The sequence below is a fragment of the Pseudocolwellia sp. G5-9 genome, from assembly GCF_055808995.1.
Genome location: NZ_CM147893.1, coordinates 1,422,965 through 1,437,956, shown reverse-complemented (window position 1 = coordinate 1,437,956; position 14,992 = coordinate 1,422,965). Strand labels below are relative to the sequence as shown.

14 protein-coding genes are annotated in these 14,992 nt (G+C 34.9%); 5 read left to right on the top strand and 9 right to left on the bottom strand.

The genetic code is table 11. The features are described 5' to 3' along the window. Window positions 1–30 precede the first annotated feature (30 nt). Both AC0L5Q_RS06225 and hda read left to right on the top strand, forming a co-directional pair. On the top strand, window positions 31–1,128 hold the full coding sequence (locus AC0L5Q_RS06225; protein WP_473615804.1) for a DUF2066 domain-containing protein: 1,098 nt from the start codon (window positions 31–33) through the stop codon (window positions 1,126–1,128). After that, window positions 1,125–1,847, top strand: a complete 723-nt coding sequence (hda, locus tag AC0L5Q_RS06220; protein WP_473615800.1) for a DnaA regulatory inactivator Hda — start codon at window positions 1,125–1,127, stop codon at window positions 1,845–1,847. Before AC0L5Q_RS06225 ends, hda begins: the two co-directional genes overlap by 4 nt. Before the next feature lie 87 nt (window positions 1,848–1,934). Here hda and AC0L5Q_RS06215 read toward each other — a convergent pair whose 3' ends face one another. Genes AC0L5Q_RS06215 through bepA form a run of 4 tightly spaced genes read right to left on the bottom strand, consistent with a single transcriptional unit; the run spans window position 1,935 to window position 6,131 of the window. Continuing rightward, on the bottom strand, window positions 1,935–3,863 hold the full coding sequence (locus AC0L5Q_RS06215; RefSeq protein WP_473615796.1) for a hypothetical protein: 1,929 nt from the start codon (window positions 3,861–3,863) through the stop codon (window positions 1,935–1,937). A 31-nt stretch (window positions 3,864–3,894) separates the two neighbouring features. Then, window positions 3,895–4,290, bottom strand: coding sequence for a DUF2069 domain-containing protein (locus tag AC0L5Q_RS06210; protein WP_473615792.1), 396 nt, complete (start codon window positions 4,288–4,290; stop codon window positions 3,895–3,897). A gap of 14 nt (window positions 4,291–4,304) precedes the next feature. Next, window positions 4,305–4,643, bottom strand: a complete 339-nt coding sequence (gene arsC, locus AC0L5Q_RS06205; protein WP_473615788.1) for an arsenate reductase (glutaredoxin) — start codon at window positions 4,641–4,643, stop codon at window positions 4,305–4,307. 36 nt (window positions 4,644–4,679) lie between these two features. Continuing rightward, on the bottom strand, window positions 4,680–6,131 hold the full coding sequence (gene bepA / locus AC0L5Q_RS06200; RefSeq protein WP_473615784.1) for a beta-barrel assembly-enhancing protease: 1,452 nt from the start codon (window positions 6,129–6,131) through the stop codon (window positions 4,680–4,682). A gap of 397 nt (window positions 6,132–6,528) precedes the next feature. On the opposite strand from bepA, the gene AC0L5Q_RS06195 reads away from it, so the two are divergent. Both AC0L5Q_RS06195 and AC0L5Q_RS06190 read left to right on the top strand, forming a co-directional pair. After that, window positions 6,529–6,750, top strand: a complete 222-nt coding sequence (locus AC0L5Q_RS06195) for a sulfurtransferase TusA family protein (RefSeq protein ID WP_473615780.1) — start codon at window positions 6,529–6,531, stop codon at window positions 6,748–6,750. 9 nt (window positions 6,751–6,759) lie between these two features. Then, window positions 6,760–7,845, top strand: coding sequence for an AI-2E family transporter (locus tag AC0L5Q_RS06190; protein ID WP_473615777.1), 1,086 nt, complete (start codon window positions 6,760–6,762; stop codon window positions 7,843–7,845). A gap of 98 nt (window positions 7,846–7,943) precedes the next feature. Here the strand turns inward: AC0L5Q_RS06190 and purB are convergent, their stop codons facing one another. From purB to AC0L5Q_RS06165, 5 genes are all read right to left on the bottom strand, one after another. Further along, window positions 7,944–9,314, bottom strand: a complete 1,371-nt coding sequence (gene purB / locus AC0L5Q_RS06185; protein WP_473615773.1) for an adenylosuccinate lyase — start codon at window positions 9,312–9,314, stop codon at window positions 7,944–7,946. A 48-nt stretch (window positions 9,315–9,362) separates the two neighbouring features. Then, window positions 9,363–9,980 carry a high frequency lysogenization protein HflD gene (gene hflD, locus AC0L5Q_RS06180; protein WP_473615769.1) on the bottom strand — a complete coding sequence of 206 codons (618 nt, stop codon included), beginning with the start codon at window positions 9,978–9,980 and terminating at the stop codon, window positions 9,363–9,365. A gap of 38 nt (window positions 9,981–10,018) precedes the next feature. Beyond that, entirely contained in the window at window positions 10,019–11,173 is a 1,155-nt protein-coding gene (gene mnmA, locus AC0L5Q_RS06175) for a tRNA 2-thiouridine(34) synthase MnmA (protein WP_473615766.1), read from the bottom strand. Window positions 11,174–11,237: 64 nt separating this feature from the next. Further along, window positions 11,238–11,726: an NUDIX hydrolase gene (locus tag AC0L5Q_RS06170; protein WP_473615763.1), complete on the bottom strand. Its 489-nt coding sequence runs from the start codon at window positions 11,724–11,726 to the stop codon at window positions 11,238–11,240. Between the two features lie 15 nt (window positions 11,727–11,741). Further along, complete coding sequence (locus tag AC0L5Q_RS06165; protein ID WP_473615760.1) at window positions 11,742–12,338, bottom strand: pseudouridine synthase; 597 nt, start codon at window positions 12,336–12,338, stop codon at window positions 11,742–11,744. A 183-nt stretch (window positions 12,339–12,521) separates the two neighbouring features. Between AC0L5Q_RS06165 and AC0L5Q_RS06160 the strand changes: the two genes are divergently transcribed. After that, entirely contained in the window at window positions 12,522–14,753 is a 2,232-nt protein-coding gene (locus tag AC0L5Q_RS06160; protein ID WP_473615755.1) for an NADP-dependent isocitrate dehydrogenase, read from the top strand. Window positions 14,754–14,992 lie beyond the last annotated feature (239 nt).

Genomic DNA, 14,992 nt, shown 5'->3' with positions numbered 1-14,992 from the left:
TTCATAATTATTCTTTTAATTTATTTTTATATGTTTAGATATTGGATTGTTTTTTCTCTTCTTTTTTTATTGAAGCCCGCTTTTGCCGTTGAAGTCAGTGATCTTTATACCGCGAAAGTTGAACTTAATTCCCAAACACAGAAAGATCAAAGTAGTGCTTTAAAGGCTGCACTCAAGGCTGTTTTAGTAAAAATAGCAGGTGATGAACAAGTATTATCTAATACTTTTATAAAAAATGAAGTTCAACATTACTCTAAATATTTAACACAATTTAATTATATTACTGATAATGGGGTGAATAATTTAGTTGCTTCATTTGATGAAAATAAAATTAATCAATTATTTTTTCAAGAAAATCTTCCTCTATGGGGCAAACTTCGTCCTTTAGTTTTATTTTGGATCGTCACTGAAGATGATTTAGAGCGACGTATAATTTCTGAAACAGACGAATCACCGTTGCATGATGAAATATCAGCCTTGGCTAAACAAAAAGGTTTACCTGTTATTTTACCTTTGATGGACTTAACAGATACACAAAATATTCAAATCCCTGATTTATGGGGCCGCTTTATCGATCCGATAAAGCTAGCTTCACAACGCTATACACCTGAAAGTATTGTGATTATCAGAGTCTCTAAAAATGCTAAATTTACTTCTATTGATGTACCTTCTGCTGATTGTGATTTGTTGTGTAAACAGTCAGCAATATCGATTGATTGGCATATTGTAACCACTCAAAGTGACAAAGTGGAAACGGGTAATCAATACATGGGAGTTGATGAACTTGTATTAATAAAAACGGTAATGTCTGATATAACCACGCATATATCGCAACGATATTCATTAACAACAGAAACTGATCACGATTTAATTATTGATGTAGCTAATATCGACTCATTGGCTAAGTATGTAGATGTTACTCAATTTCTCGATAAGCTTTCAGTGATCAGCTCTTTTAAGTTGATTAAGGCTGAAGGTAATAATCGACGTTTTCAATTAACACTTATGGGGTCTGCAGATACTTTATTTGCTTCCTTACAATTAAATAATAAGTTGAAGCAATATGTTGATCCTCTATCGGGTCAAAGTGCTGATGACATACCTGTGTTTTTTTGGGGAACTGAGTGAAATATCCCTCCCAATTGAGTTTATCTGTTCAATTGCCTGACGATGAAACTTTTCAAAGTTTTCAAAGCCAGAACAATCATGCTGTTGTTATTCAACTGCAACAATTTATTGATCTTATTTTAAAGCAGGAATCGCATCCAACAGCTTTGTATTTGTTTGGTATAGAAGGGGTAGGCAAGTCTCATTTATTGCACGCTAGTTGCGCATATGCGGAAGAGCTTGGTTTATCTTCATTGAGTTTATCTTTTAGTGAACTTGCACAACTTTCTACTGAAATGTTTGATGGTTTAGAACAAATTGATGTGATTTGCTTAGACGATATTCATTTAATTGCGGGTAATGACGAATTTGAAAGAGCGGTATTTGATTTGTTTAATCGAGTAACCGAGCAAGGAAAGTGTCTGATCATTTCAGGCGATCAAAATGTGAGTAACTTAAATATAAAGTTACCCGACTTACTCTCAAGATTAAGTTGGGGATTAACTGAACAAGTTAAACCCATTGACGATAATGAAAAAATATTGGCGCTTCAATATAGGGCAGAACAACGAGGCTTAATTTTAGCTAACGATTCAGCTAAGTTTTTGTTAACTCGCTTATCGAGAGAAATGAGTAACTTGATTAATGCGTTAGATGAGTTAGATAAAGCGTCGATTAGAGAACAACGAAAAATAACCATTCCTTTTATTAAAGAAATATTTCCTCATATATCGTCTTAATTTTTAACTAATTACTACATATACCCGTTACCATTCAATATTTACTCTGAAATACGCATCTTGAGCGGTAACGGATATAAGCTTATCCTATTTTGTAGGCATTGCCTTTTCTTCAAACAATAAACGGAACTCGTTTATTGGTCGATTTTGGTTGGCTGCTCTTGTTTGAGATGATACCTGTGCTTTGGCCAAAGACTTAGGTGCTGAACTTGGGCTAATATCTAAGTTATCAATCCAAGACTTTCCAGACTCCATAGCAATAGGAGCCGGTAAATTGTCTAATATAGGTTGAAAGTCATCAAACTCAGGTAAAATACGCTCTACAACAAAGGCAACTCTAGGCTTAATATCTTCATCGCTAATACGCCCACGCTGCCCCCACTCAACAATATAATCACTGGCTAAACCGCCAGAATCTACTTGATTGGTAATAGCAATGTCTCTATCAATGTTGTATCGAGCTTTCATCATAAAACCATCAAATAACATAGCATAATCTTCTCTTATACTTGAGTAGTTATAGTATTGGGGAGCTACTTCAGAAGAAAAGAATTGAGTAACATCTTGTGGAGTATAAGATTTTTGAGTTGCCGTAGCTGAAACGCCATGAAAACTTACTTGGGCTAAACCTAACATTTCATCGCCATTTAAAGGATGAGCTTGGCTTAACAAATCAGATTGTATTGGGCTGGTAATAGCGGCACTGATGCGTTTAGTTTTATCTAAAGTAAACCAACGACTTTTAGGGAAAAAATCATTGGCGTGAGCAAGTTCATGGTACATAAGCCCGAGAACACGATAAACACCATCGTCAATATCGCGAGACCTTCTTGTATCTTCAGAAATATAAGTACTTAAATAATCGTTATTTCGAACATATCGCCAAGGTATATCAAATTGCAAATCGTTACCGAAGGCAGCACGGTAATCAGGCGCTTCATTTAGCGTGTCTCGTTCTTCAGGAGTAAGCCAAAAGTTGTCAGCATCTAGATAAATAGCGCCAGTCTCTCCCCAATAAAAAGAAGGTCTTATATCGTAAGAAATAACGATGGCTGTTGTTGCTCTAAGCATATTTTTAAGATCGTTATGTACATCGTATTGTTCTAAAAATGTTTTAAATCGATCGCCCATCCATTGGTGAGAAACCACAACTCTGTCCATTATGTCATCAATGCTTGGTGTTGTTGTATCGTGTGCAATTAACGGTAATTTATTAAGAGTACAATTATTACTGAAAGTTATATCGTTGTTATATACACAGTCGACTAAACTAGCTTTATAAGGAGATTCGGGGTTGTATGCAAAAACATCACTGACTCTTTCATCAAAAATTGCATTATTGTTAATTTCGTTTTTATTCTCAACTAAGACTGCGACAGTATCTCGGTATATAGTATTATCAGCTGATACACTTACTTCGAAAGTAATAAAGGTATCTTGTTCAACATTAGGCGCATTAAAAAATATAGCCGTTTTACCTGATGTATTACTATCCGTTAAAGTAACTTGAGGTCCTGAGGTTTGTTTCCAAGTGATGGTATTAGTTGATAAATTGGAAGCTAGGCTGGTGCGTAATGAAACTTTATTACCTTCTGATACTACATGACCTAATCGCGCTGAAATATTTGCAATTCTATCTGTTACATCAATCTCTTGGGTAAGTGTTTCAGTGTTACCATTTGCTGTTGTAAAAGAGGCTTCAAATGCATAATTACCAGAAGCTTTAGGTGTAAATGCTATGCCTTTGGCATTAGGGGTAAGAAAAGTTACATCTGGGCCTGACGTTTGCGTCCATTCAATATTAGTTAATTGTGTTTGCGGATAATATAAAAACAACTCAACGGCTTGGTTAATCGCAACGCTGTCATCAAAAGCATTAATGGCATTTTTTACGATTTGTTTTATAGGTAAAGGCTCTGAGGGTGGAGTGATAGGAGTTTCTGTATTTGAAGTACTACTTCCACCACCACATGCAGTTAATAATAAAGTTGAAATACCCAGTAATACTAATTTCATAACACGTCCTGTTTTGTTATATAGCCGTTGTTTATTTTACTTTCTTTTCTCTGATACTTAGACCTAACTCTTGGCCTTTAAATTTCGCGTAATAGGTACCGCCCATAAACATTAATGTCGCAAAACTTAGTTCTATTAATGCCCATACAGTATCTTGGGAAGATACCCATAAAGTGGTTAATGAATGTAAAAAATAGATCATAACAACAAAATTAGACCACGCATAAGTATAAGGATTACCTTGTATTAAGCCTTTAAATGGGAATATTAATGGAAGCGTAAAAAAAGCTAAAGATAGCGCAGGAGTTAATCCGTTTGATGGGTTAAGAACAAGCAGCCATAAAGGCATAAAAAAGAGTAGCCCAAAGTAGCCTGTAAGCGCTATCTTTTTTAATGTGCTTGTTGAAAAGGTTGATGCATTTATCATTAATGTTTACTCAATTAAAACAAAGTTAATACGTTTTCAGGAGGCCTACCTATAACAGCAGTCTTGCCATTGGTTACTATGGGTCTTTCAATTAATTTAGGTGTATTTACCATAGCAGCAATAAGTACTTCGTTACTTGCTCCTTTTAAGTTTTGTTCTTTAAATTCAGCTTCTTTTGTTCTCATCATGTCTATAGGCGAAATCTTTAATAAACCTAATAGCTCGTTAATTTGGACTTCGTTTAACGGTGTTTTTAAATATTCAATTACAGTAACATCTTGATTGTTTTCTTCTATTAATTGTAGCGTTTGTCTGCTTTTTGAACATCTAGGGTTATGGTAAATTGTTAGCATAGTTTACTCTTTAAAGTTATCTTAAAAGTTGAATCGTTATAGTCGTTGTAGTTTTTCTTCGTGCTCTCTAAGTTGCAGTATTCTGGCCTTTAGTCTTTTAATAAACAAGGGGGAATCGTTTGAAAATTTAATCGCTGTTTGTAATTCGTCTATAGCTTTAGGATAAACACCTAAAAGCGCATAAACCTCGCCTTGAGAAGCATGCATTGGGCCTATTTTCTTTTGTTTTCTGTATATAGTGGTTAATAGATCATTAGCAATAAAGTGATCAGGCTGTGTGATCAAAAAATCTTGCAACATCACACTTGCTTCTTCTAACTTGTCGGCTTCTTGTAAAACGTTGGCGTAATTAAGAGCAACTATTTGATTATTAGGCATTAGCAAGTTAAGTCGTTTAAGAAGTGTTATTGCTTTATCAAATTCTTTTGTTTTTATGTAAACATCAGAAATAGCATCCGCATAAAATAAATTATTTGGATCATTTTGAATAAGTTTTTCTAAAATATCTTTTGCTTCTTTAGGCATTTCATTTTCAAAGTATGAAAGGGCTAAGCCATATAATGCAGCTTCTTTAATTTCATATCTTTCATACTTTAATAAACCTTCAAACATACCAATATTGCTTTTGGCGTTACGTTCATAACGAGCTGATATACGCGCTTTTGTTAACTCAAAAGCTAAACTAGGCTTAATATGAACAACAGGATAGTTTTGCGCTCTAATACGAGCGTCAGAAATACGGGAGTCAGGTAATGGATGTGTTAATAACATTGCTGGTGGTTTACTAATATACCTGAACTTTTCAGCCATTTTACCGAAAAAATTAGGTGCTCCTGTTGGATCAAACCCACTATTGGCTAATAAAGCAATACCTACTCGGTCAGCTTCTTTTTCATTACCACGAGTATAATTAATACTTGCTTGTTGGCTAGCGGCCATTGAAGTACTTAATGCTGCCATACCTAAATTAGGGTTAATAAGTGCTAATAATATACCGCTTGCAATACCCGCCATTGAAAGAGGCTGGCTTCTGCTTTGTGCTTCAAGTCTTCTCGCTAAGTGTCTTTGTGTCACGTGAGATATTTCATGAGCAATAACTGAGGCCAATTCACTTTCGTTTTCAGCGGTAGTAATTAGGCCGCTGTGCACACCGATATGTCCACCAAAAAAAGCAAAGGCATTGAGTTCTTTTGAATTAACAATAAAAAAATCGAAAGCATAATTTACATCGTTAGCATTTTTAACTAATAAATTACCTAAGCTATTAATGTATTCATTTAATACCGGATCATGCAATAAAGGCTGAGATGCGCGTACTTGTTTCATCATGGCATTACCAATAAATTGTTCTTTATCAATAGACAAAGTACTAAAACCAGCAGCACCAATTTCAGGAAGCTTGTTTTTGTTGTTTTTTGCAATGGTCGAAGAGCAAATAAGTGCTAATGATATTCCCACTGAAATAAGTAATTTTTTTGTTTTTAACATAGTGATAATTAAATTTTTTGATTTAACATTTTTAAATTAAAATAAACGCTAAAAATCAATAACCTCTAGTAATTTACGGGGATGATAAGCTATGTCTGCTTTTAGGGCATTAATAATATCAAAATAATAGTAAACCTGTTGATGTTATTTATAGCTTGTTTGTGCGTAATGAGTATCTAAATCAATACATATTGTTATGTTTAGTAGACCTTGTAAATGGGCATTTTGTTACATTTCATTAGTCGTTATTTTTTTTCATTTAAAAGAGCATTAATATGATTATTTGTATATCGGCTAAGCGGGATATATGTTAACTTTTGCACATGTTTTTTTTAATGATTCTCTCTTTATTTAAAGGTGAATTTAACGAAATTTTAAAAGGTGTTAGTTAACGTTTATGCTACACGAATACGATGCAACAAATGATAAATGTCCATTACCTTTAGTAAAAATGCGTGTGATTTTAAAAAAAATGCAAGCTAATGATAAATGTTCGATTCGTATTCTAGATAAAGGTTCAAAAAATGATATCCCTAAATATTTAGTAAACATGGGGTATTTATTCTCTAGTACAGCACTTGATAATGGTGTTGTCGAATTACTGATAGAAAATAGGTAAGTATTATTTATGGTTCAACTTTTTACAAATTGGTATAAACGCCATTTTTCAGATCCAAGTGCGATAGCATTATTAATACTATTAGTATGTATATTTTTATTCGTTTATTTTTTTAGTCAGTTACTTATGCCTGTTTTTGTGGCAATAGCTATTGCATTTTTATTAGATTTACCTGTGAATAAGCTTCAAAAAATTGGAGGTTCGCGAACAGGTTCTGTGACAATAGTTGTATGTGGTTTTGTCAGTTTTACTTTAGTTACAATGTTAGGTTTAGTACCTGTAATGTGGCAACAAACCAGTAATTTGGTGCAAGAAGTGCCTCATATGTTGTCAGAAGGGCAAACTTATTTATTAACATTACCTGATAAATATCCTGATATTGTAACACCAGATCAAATTGAAAGTATGATCAAAATGGTGAATGAAAAATTAATAGAGTGGGGCAAACTTATTTTAAAAGCCTCGTTAAATTCTATTTCTGATTTAGTGGCTTTAATGATCTATCTTATTTTAGTGCCTTTAATGGTGTTTTTCTTTTTGAAAGATAAAAAGACCTTATTATTAAGCTTAACGAGATTCTTACCTAAAGACAGAAGAATGGCGCTGCAAGTAGGTAATGAGATGAATCAACAAATTATGAACTATATTCGCGGTAAAGTGATTGAGATTTTAATCATTGGAATAGCTTCAACGGTTGCCTTTATCGCACTAGGACTTAATTATGCGGTTTTACTTGGCGTATTAGTGGGGTTATCTGTTCTGGTTCCATTTGTTGGTGCAACTATTGTCACACTGCCTGTAATATTAGTCGCCTTATTTCAATTTGGTGTTACTGCTGAGTTTGGTTATGTCATGCTAGCTTATGGGATAATTCAAATATTAGATGGTAATTTATTAGTGCCTTTATTGTTCTCTGAAGCAGTTAACTTACACCCTGTAACGATTATTATTTCGGTTATCTTTTTTGGTGGTCTATGGGGCTTTTGGGGCGTGTTTTTTGCGATACCTTTAGCCACTTTGGTTAAAGCCATACTGAACGCTTGGTCTTCTACTCAAACTGAGTTATCAACGGAAAACGAAGTCTCAAAGGTTTAAGTTTAGGAGCTTACTGTAAAACCCTAAGTTAAAAACAAAAAAAAGCTAAGTAATATTATTACTTAGCTTTTTTAATGTTTGTTATAAAACCGTTTTAATTAATCTAATTCAGCTATAAAACTAATTGCGCGACCAATGTAAGAAGCAGGAGTCATAAGTGCTAACTCATCTTTAGCAGATTGAGGCATATCAAGTGTAGCGATAAACTCACGCATAGAATCAGCATTAACACGTTTACCACGTGTTAACTCTTTAAGCTTTTCGTATGGCTTTTCAATACCGTAACGACGCATAACTGTTTGAATAGGTTCTGCTAACACTTCCCAGTTTTTGTCTAACTCGTCTAATAATGCTTGCTCATTAACTTGTAGTTTACTGATGCCTTTTAAGGTAGCACCGTAAGCGATTAATGCATGACCAAAACCAACACCTAAGTTACGTAAAACTGTAGAGTCAGTTAAGTCACGTTGCCAGCGAGAAACTGGTAATTTTTGTGCTAAATGACCAAAGATAGCGTTTGCAATACCTAAGTTACCTTCAGAGTTTTCAAAATCAATTGGGTTAACTTTATGTGGCATGGTTGAAGAGCCAATTTCGCCTGCAATTGTTTTTTGTTTGAAGTGACCAAGTGCAATGTAACCCCAAACGTCACGATCGAAATCGATTAATATAGTGTTAAATCTTGCTACAGCGTCAAATAATTCTGCAATATAATCATGCGGTTCAATTTGTGTGGTAAACGCATTCCAAGTTAGGCCTAACGAGGTAACAAATTCGTTTGAAAACTGGTGCCAATCAACTTCTGGGTAAGCAGAGATGTGAGCATTGTAGTTACCCACAGCACCGTTAATTTTACCTAACATTTCAACTGCAGCAATTTGGTCGCGTTGACGTTTTAAACGTACATAAACGTTAGCCATTTCTTTACCCATAGTACTAGGTGAAGCAGGTTGACCGTGTGTACGACACATCATTGGCATTGTTTGGTATTCAACAGCTAATGCTTTTATTTCTGCTAAAATTTCATCAATTACAGGTAGTAATACTGTCGTGCGACATTCCGTTAACATTAACCCATGAGATAAGTTGTTAATGTCTTCAGAAGTACAAGCAAAATGAATAAACTCTGTAACTGCATTTAATTCAGCGTTATCAGCTATTTTATCTTTCAAGAAATACTCAACAGCTTTAACGTCGTGGTTTGTTGTGGCTTCAATTTTTTTGATGCTTAGTGCATCTTCTTCACTAAAGTTTTCAACAATAGCATTTAATACGGCATTTGCTTCGCTGCTAAAAGCTGGAACTTCAGCTATTTCAGGGGTTTCTGCTAATTTTTGTAACCAACGTACTTCAACGGTTACGCGGTATTTGATTAAACCAAACTCACTGAATATAGGGCGTAAGGCTTTAGTTTTGCTGCCATAACGGCCATCAACTGGTGATATAGCACTTAATGCTGAAAGTTCCATGATATTTCCCAAATTAAAATTAAATAATATGTTTTAAAAACAAGAGCATTAAGCTATTTGTTTTAGTAATGATTCTGCACATTCCACTATTTTTGAACGAGCAAATAAAATATTTCGACGTTTACCGCCAACTTGTCTCCAAAGTACTGCTGAACGTATACCAGCTAATAATAAAGCTCTAATTTTATGTTGATTAGTTGGTTGTTTTAAAATAGTTGGATCACCCGCTACTTGAATGGGGGAACCTAATGGACTAATTAAGTCGCTATATATGCTGGCAATACTAGAAATGAGAGTTTCACTATTTATGTCATAGTGAGCAAGTTGTCGTTCACACTGTTCTATTCTTTCGCCAAGTAAAGCCATTTGCTTATTACGTTTACTTAAACGACGTTCTAAACCTAATAAACTCACTACGTAGCGAGTCAGTTCAGGGTCTTTGTTTTTTGACTGGTTACCTAAATGCTGAATTAATGTTTCAAGACCCACTTTTAAGTTTGCAATATCGTTTCCGTAGACATCTAACGTGCTTGTAGGAGATGTGTTCATAATGCTGTTAAGCAATATGGTTAATTCAGCATCGTCTATTTGGCCTGAACGAGATAGTTTTTGAACCCAGTAGGCGACTTGGCAGATGGCTGCTAATGTGAGCGTTTGTTCTTTCATTATAAATTCTATACTTTCTCTAGTGAGTCTGAGCCATTTTAACGGATAAGAGTATTGATAATACCGCCACCCAGGCAGATATCATTTTGATAAAAAACAACTGATTGCCCAGGAGTTACTGAACTCTGTTGTTCGTCAAACATAACAAGGTATTCACCATTGGCCATAGGAGATAAATTACAGGCTACATCGTCTTGGCGGTAGCGTGTTTTAACTGTGCATTTAATCGGTTCATTCAGTTCATTTCTATTAACTAAATGTAATTGGTTACCAATTAAACCTTTAGAAAATAGGCGAGGGTGGTTATGCCCTTGGCCAACAATTAAGACGTTACGGATTAAATCTTTTTCAACAACGTACCAAGGCTCTTCGCCTGAATTGGCTAAACCACCAATGCGTAAACCTTTACGTTGTCCTAATGTGTGATACATCAAACCATCGTGTTTTCCAATAACTTCACCTTCTGCTGATTCAATATTACCGGGTTGAGCAGGTAAGTATTGAGCGAGGAAGTCTTTAAATTTACGTTCACCAATAAAACAGATGCCTGTACTATCTTTTTTATTGTGAGTAATTAAATCAGCTTGTTCAGCTATTTCACGTACTTTAGGCTTTTCAATGTTTCCTACCGGAAATAAAGTTCGGCCCACTTGTTCGTGACTTAATGTATACAAGAAATAACTTTGATCTTTGTTACTGTCTAAACCACGTAACATTGCCCATTTACCGTCTTGATATGCACGTTGTACATAATGCCCAGTGGCAATGTAATCTGCATTTAAATCTTCGCAAGCAAACTCTAAAAAGGCTTTAAATTTAATTTCTTTGTTACACATAATATCAGGATTAGGTGTTCTGCCAGCTTTATATTCAGCAAGAAAATATTCAAAAACATTATCCCAATATTCAGTTGCGAAATTAATTGTATGGAGTTTTATCCCCAATTTATCGCAAACTGCTTTAGCATCTTCTAAATCTTGGGCTGCAGCACAATACTCATCGGTATCGTCTTCTTCCCAGTTTTTCATGAATAAACCTTCAACCTGATAGCCTTCTTGTTGCAATAAATAAGCTGAAACTGAAGAGTCAACACCACCCGACATACCAACAATCACCTTGGTTTCAGAAGGTGGCTTGGTTGATAAGTCATTGTTATTCAATGGAGGCGTTTGTGTTGTAGAGTGTGTAGTCATCAAAAAATTAAATCATAGAAAATAAGGCGCGGAATTATAGCATGTGTGAGGTGGAGTAAACAGACTAAATATTACTTTTTAATACCGATAAAGGTATTTTTTGACCATGTTCTTTTTGCAATAAGTAGTCTTCAATACACTCTAATACCATGGGGCTTCTTAGTTCAGATGATCTTGCATTTATTTCATTATAGGTAAGCCAATGTGTAGCCAGTATTTCATCGTCTTGTGGAGTGCCTTGCTTACAGGTGTTAAGTTCAATAACAAAGCAAAAACGAACAAAATATAGATTAAGTTCAGGTCGGTGGTAATAATAAATACCACTTAAATACTGAGGAGAAAGGGCTAGACCTGTTTCTTCAAATATTTCTCTTTCTGCTGCGGCAATTAAATTTTCTCCTGCTTCTATGTGACCAGCGGGTTGATTAAATACATTTTTACCGTTTTCTAATTCTTCAACTAATAAAAACTTATCATTACAACATATTACAGCTGCAACCGTTGTATTAGGTTTGAATTGCTCATCACCATGAGTATTTTGAATTGAATTCATTGTTTATTTTCAGCCTTATATAACATTAAACTCACCATTGTTGATGTTGTTTATGTTGTATTGACCGATAGAATATCGAATTAACCTTAAAGTAGGAAAACCTATATGAGCGGTCATACGACGTACTTGTCGGTTTCGACCTTCTTTTATGGAAATACTTAACCAGGTTGTTGGAATGTTTTTTCGTTCTCTAATCGGAGGCGTTCTTGGCCAGATATCTGGCTCCTTCATAACCGATACTTTAGCAGGTAAGGTTAAACCATCTTTAAGGTTTACCCCTTTTTCTAATTGAAGTAAATCATCTTTAGTAGGAGAACCTTCAACTTGTACCCAGTAGGTTTTTTCTGTCTTTTGTTTAGGGTTAGCTAATTTATGTTGTAATTTTCCATCATTTGTTAATAGCAGTAACCCTTCGCTGTCTCGATCTAGGCGACCTGCAGCATACACGCCTTTTATATCGATATAATCAGCTAATGTTTTTCGTTTTTGGTCATCAGTAAACTGGCTTAACACATCAAACGGCTTGTTAAACAATACAATTTTTCGTTGTTCATCTGTTGTTTTAGGGGCTTTAAAACTAGTTGATTTTGTTCTTCTTTGTTTTGTATTCATTATTTTTATCAAACTTTGGGCCTTGAAAGTCTTATTCTCTTATCTAGGGCTATGTTAATTTTCGTTAAAATCCTGTAATATGCGCGCGAAAATAAATTTTAAATAAAGTGCATATCGATATAGCTGTATTGAATGTTTATGCATTTACTCGTGGTATTGGCAATATTTACAGTAGGAAACTCAATGACAACCGAAAAATCTAAGATTATATATACTATTACTGACGAAGCACCAGCGCTTGCGACACATTCGTTATTACCTATTCTTCAGGCTTTTACAGCCACTTCAGGTATAGACATTGAAACTCGTGATATTTCATTAGCAGCACGTGTTCTTGCAAATTTTCCAAAATATTTAACTGAAGAGCAACGTGTAGGTGATGCCTTAGCTGAACTTGGTCAATTAGCAACTACACCAGAAGCTAATATTATTAAGTTACCTAATGTTAGCGCATCAGTACCACAATTACACGCCGTTATTAAAGAACTTCAAGCTAAAGGTTATGCATTACCTGATTACCCAGAAGAACCACAAAACGACGCTGAAAAATCGATTAAATATACATACGACAAAATTAAAGGTAGTGCAGTAAACCCTGTATTACGTGAAGGTAATTCAGATCGTAGAGCGCCTGGTTCAGTTAAGCAGTATGCTCGTAAAAACCCACATTCAATGGGTGCATGGAGCAAAGATTCAAAGTCTAGTGTTGCAAGTATGTCTGCAAATGATTTTTTTGGTAGTGAGCAATCGACTACCGTTGAAAATGCAACTGAAGTAAAAATTGAATTTACTGATAACTCAGGTGCGGTAACGGTATTAAAAGATCACTTATCTTTATTATCAGGTGAAATTATTGATTCAGCTGTTTTAAGCAAGAATGCATTAGTAGCATTTTTCGAAGAAGAAATTAATAAAGCGAAAGAAGAAGATGTTTTATTATCACTTCACCTAAAAGCAACCATGATGAAAGTATCTGACCCTATTATTTTTGGTCATGCTGTAAAAGTTTACTATAAAGATGTATTTGCAAAATATGCAGACGTATTTGAGCAATTAGGTGTTGATGCTAATAACGGTATTGGTGACGTTTATTCTAAAATTGAACGTTTACCTGAAGCTAAAAAAGCTGAGATTTTAGCTGACCTTCAAGCGGTTTATGAAACTCGCCCTGCATTAGCTATGGTTGATTCTGACAAAGGTATTACTAACTTACATGTACCAAGTGACGTAATTGTTGATGCTTCAATGCCAGCAGCGATCCGTTCTTCTGGTGGTATGTGGGGACCTGATGGACAATTAAAAGACACTAAAGCAATGATCCCTGATCGTTGTTACGCCGGTGTATACCAAGCTGTTATTGATTTTTGTCGTGAAAATGGCGCATTTGATCCAACAACTATGGGAACTGTTCCTAATGTTGGCCTTATGGCTCAAAAAGCTGAAGAGTATGGTTCTCATGATAAAACATTCGAAATAGCAAGCAATGGTACGGTTCGTGTAATTGATGCTAGCGGTGCTGTTTTATTAGAGCATGCTGTTGAAGCGGGCGATATCTGGAGAATGTGTCAAGCGAAAGACTTACCAATTCAAGATTGGGTTAAATTAGCCGTTAATCGTGCCACAGCCACTAAAGTACCTACTATTTTCTGGTTAGATGAAAATCGTGCACATGATGCTGAAGTAATCAAAAAAGTGAATAAATATTTACCTGAACATAATACTGATGGTTTAGATATCCGTATTATGGCTCCTGTTGAAGCAACTCAATTTACTGTTGAACGTCTTGCTAAAGGTGAAGATACAATTTCAGTAACAGGTAACGTATTACGTGATTATTTAACAGATTTGTTCCCAATCTTAGAGTTAGGTACATCAGCTAAAATGTTATCAATCGTTCCATTAATGAATGGTGGTGGTTTATTTGAAACTGGTGCTGGTGGTTCTGCTCCTAAGCATGTTCAACAATTTGAAAAAGAAAACCATTTACGTTGGGATTCTTTAGGTGAATTTTTAGCACTTGCTGCTTCTTTAGAACACACAAGTACTACTACGGGCAACAATAAAGCTCAAGTACTTGCAGACACATTGGACAGAGCAACAGGTACATTTTTATCTGAAAACAAATCACCGTCTCGTAAAGTAGGTGAATTAGATAACCGTGGTAGTCACTTTTACTTAGCATTATACTGGGCACAAGAGCTAGCTAGTCAGTCAGACGATGCTGAGCTTAAAGCGACTTTCGTAGCCGTAGCACAAGCATTAACAAATCAAGAAAATAAAATTGTTGATGAATTAAATAGTGCTCAAGGTCCAGCACAAGATATTAATGGCTATTACTTTGCTGATGTTGAATTAGCGTCTAAAGCAATGCGCCCAAGCGCAACATTAAATACTATTATTTCTACTTTATTGTAGATATTAGTTTTTTGAAAAAGCTGAGTTTTTACTCAGCTTTTTTTTTGCTTATTGATTGATTTTATAGTCAATAAGTTCTGTAACTTCAATAGCTTAATTTCTATATTTCTTCTGTTTATACCCATTATTACCTTTTAGTGATTAGTTTCTTATTCATTTCTACGATAGTTTGTCTGTAAGTAAGTGTGTTTGGTTTCATTATTGGTTTCATAAAACATACCTTATGTTTAATTCACCGT

What these genes read in the sequence shown, in the direction of transcription:
- AC0L5Q_RS06225 (WP_473615804.1), top strand. Translation starts at nt 31, where the DNA reads ATGTTTAGATATTGGATTGTTTTTTCTCTTCTTTTTTTATTGAAGCCC.
- AC0L5Q_RS06215 (WP_473615796.1), bottom strand. Translation starts at nt 3,863, where the DNA reads ATGAAATTAGTATTACTGGGTATTTCAACTTTATTATTAACTGCATGT.
- AC0L5Q_RS06210 (WP_473615792.1), bottom strand. Translation starts at nt 4,290, where the DNA reads ATGATAAATGCATCAACCTTTTCAACAAGCACATTAAAAAAGATAGCG.
- arsC (WP_473615788.1), bottom strand. Translation starts at nt 4,643, where the DNA reads ATGCTAACAATTTACCATAACCCTAGATGTTCAAAAAGCAGACAAACG.
- bepA (WP_473615784.1), bottom strand. Translation starts at nt 6,131, where the DNA reads ATGTTAAAAACAAAAAAATTACTTATTTCAGTGGGAATATCATTAGCA.
- AC0L5Q_RS06195 (WP_473615780.1), top strand. Translation starts at nt 6,529, where the DNA reads ATGCTACACGAATACGATGCAACAAATGATAAATGTCCATTACCTTTA.
- AC0L5Q_RS06190 (WP_473615777.1), top strand. Translation starts at nt 6,760, where the DNA reads ATGGTTCAACTTTTTACAAATTGGTATAAACGCCATTTTTCAGATCCA.
- purB (WP_473615773.1), bottom strand. Translation starts at nt 9,314, where the DNA reads ATGGAACTTTCAGCATTAAGTGCTATATCACCAGTTGATGGCCGTTAT.
- hflD (WP_473615769.1), bottom strand. Translation starts at nt 9,980, where the DNA reads ATGAAAGAACAAACGCTCACATTAGCAGCCATCTGCCAAGTCGCCTAC.
- mnmA (WP_473615766.1), bottom strand. Translation starts at nt 11,173, where the DNA reads ATGACTACACACTCTACAACACAAACGCCTCCATTGAATAACAATGAC.
- AC0L5Q_RS06170 (WP_473615763.1), bottom strand. Translation starts at nt 11,726, where the DNA reads ATGAATTCAATTCAAAATACTCATGGTGATGAGCAATTCAAACCTAAT.
- AC0L5Q_RS06165 (WP_473615760.1), bottom strand. Translation starts at nt 12,338, where the DNA reads ATGAATACAAAACAAAGAAGAACAAAATCAACTAGTTTTAAAGCCCCT.
- AC0L5Q_RS06160 (WP_473615755.1), top strand. Translation starts at nt 12,522, where the DNA reads ATGACAACCGAAAAATCTAAGATTATATATACTATTACTGACGAAGCA.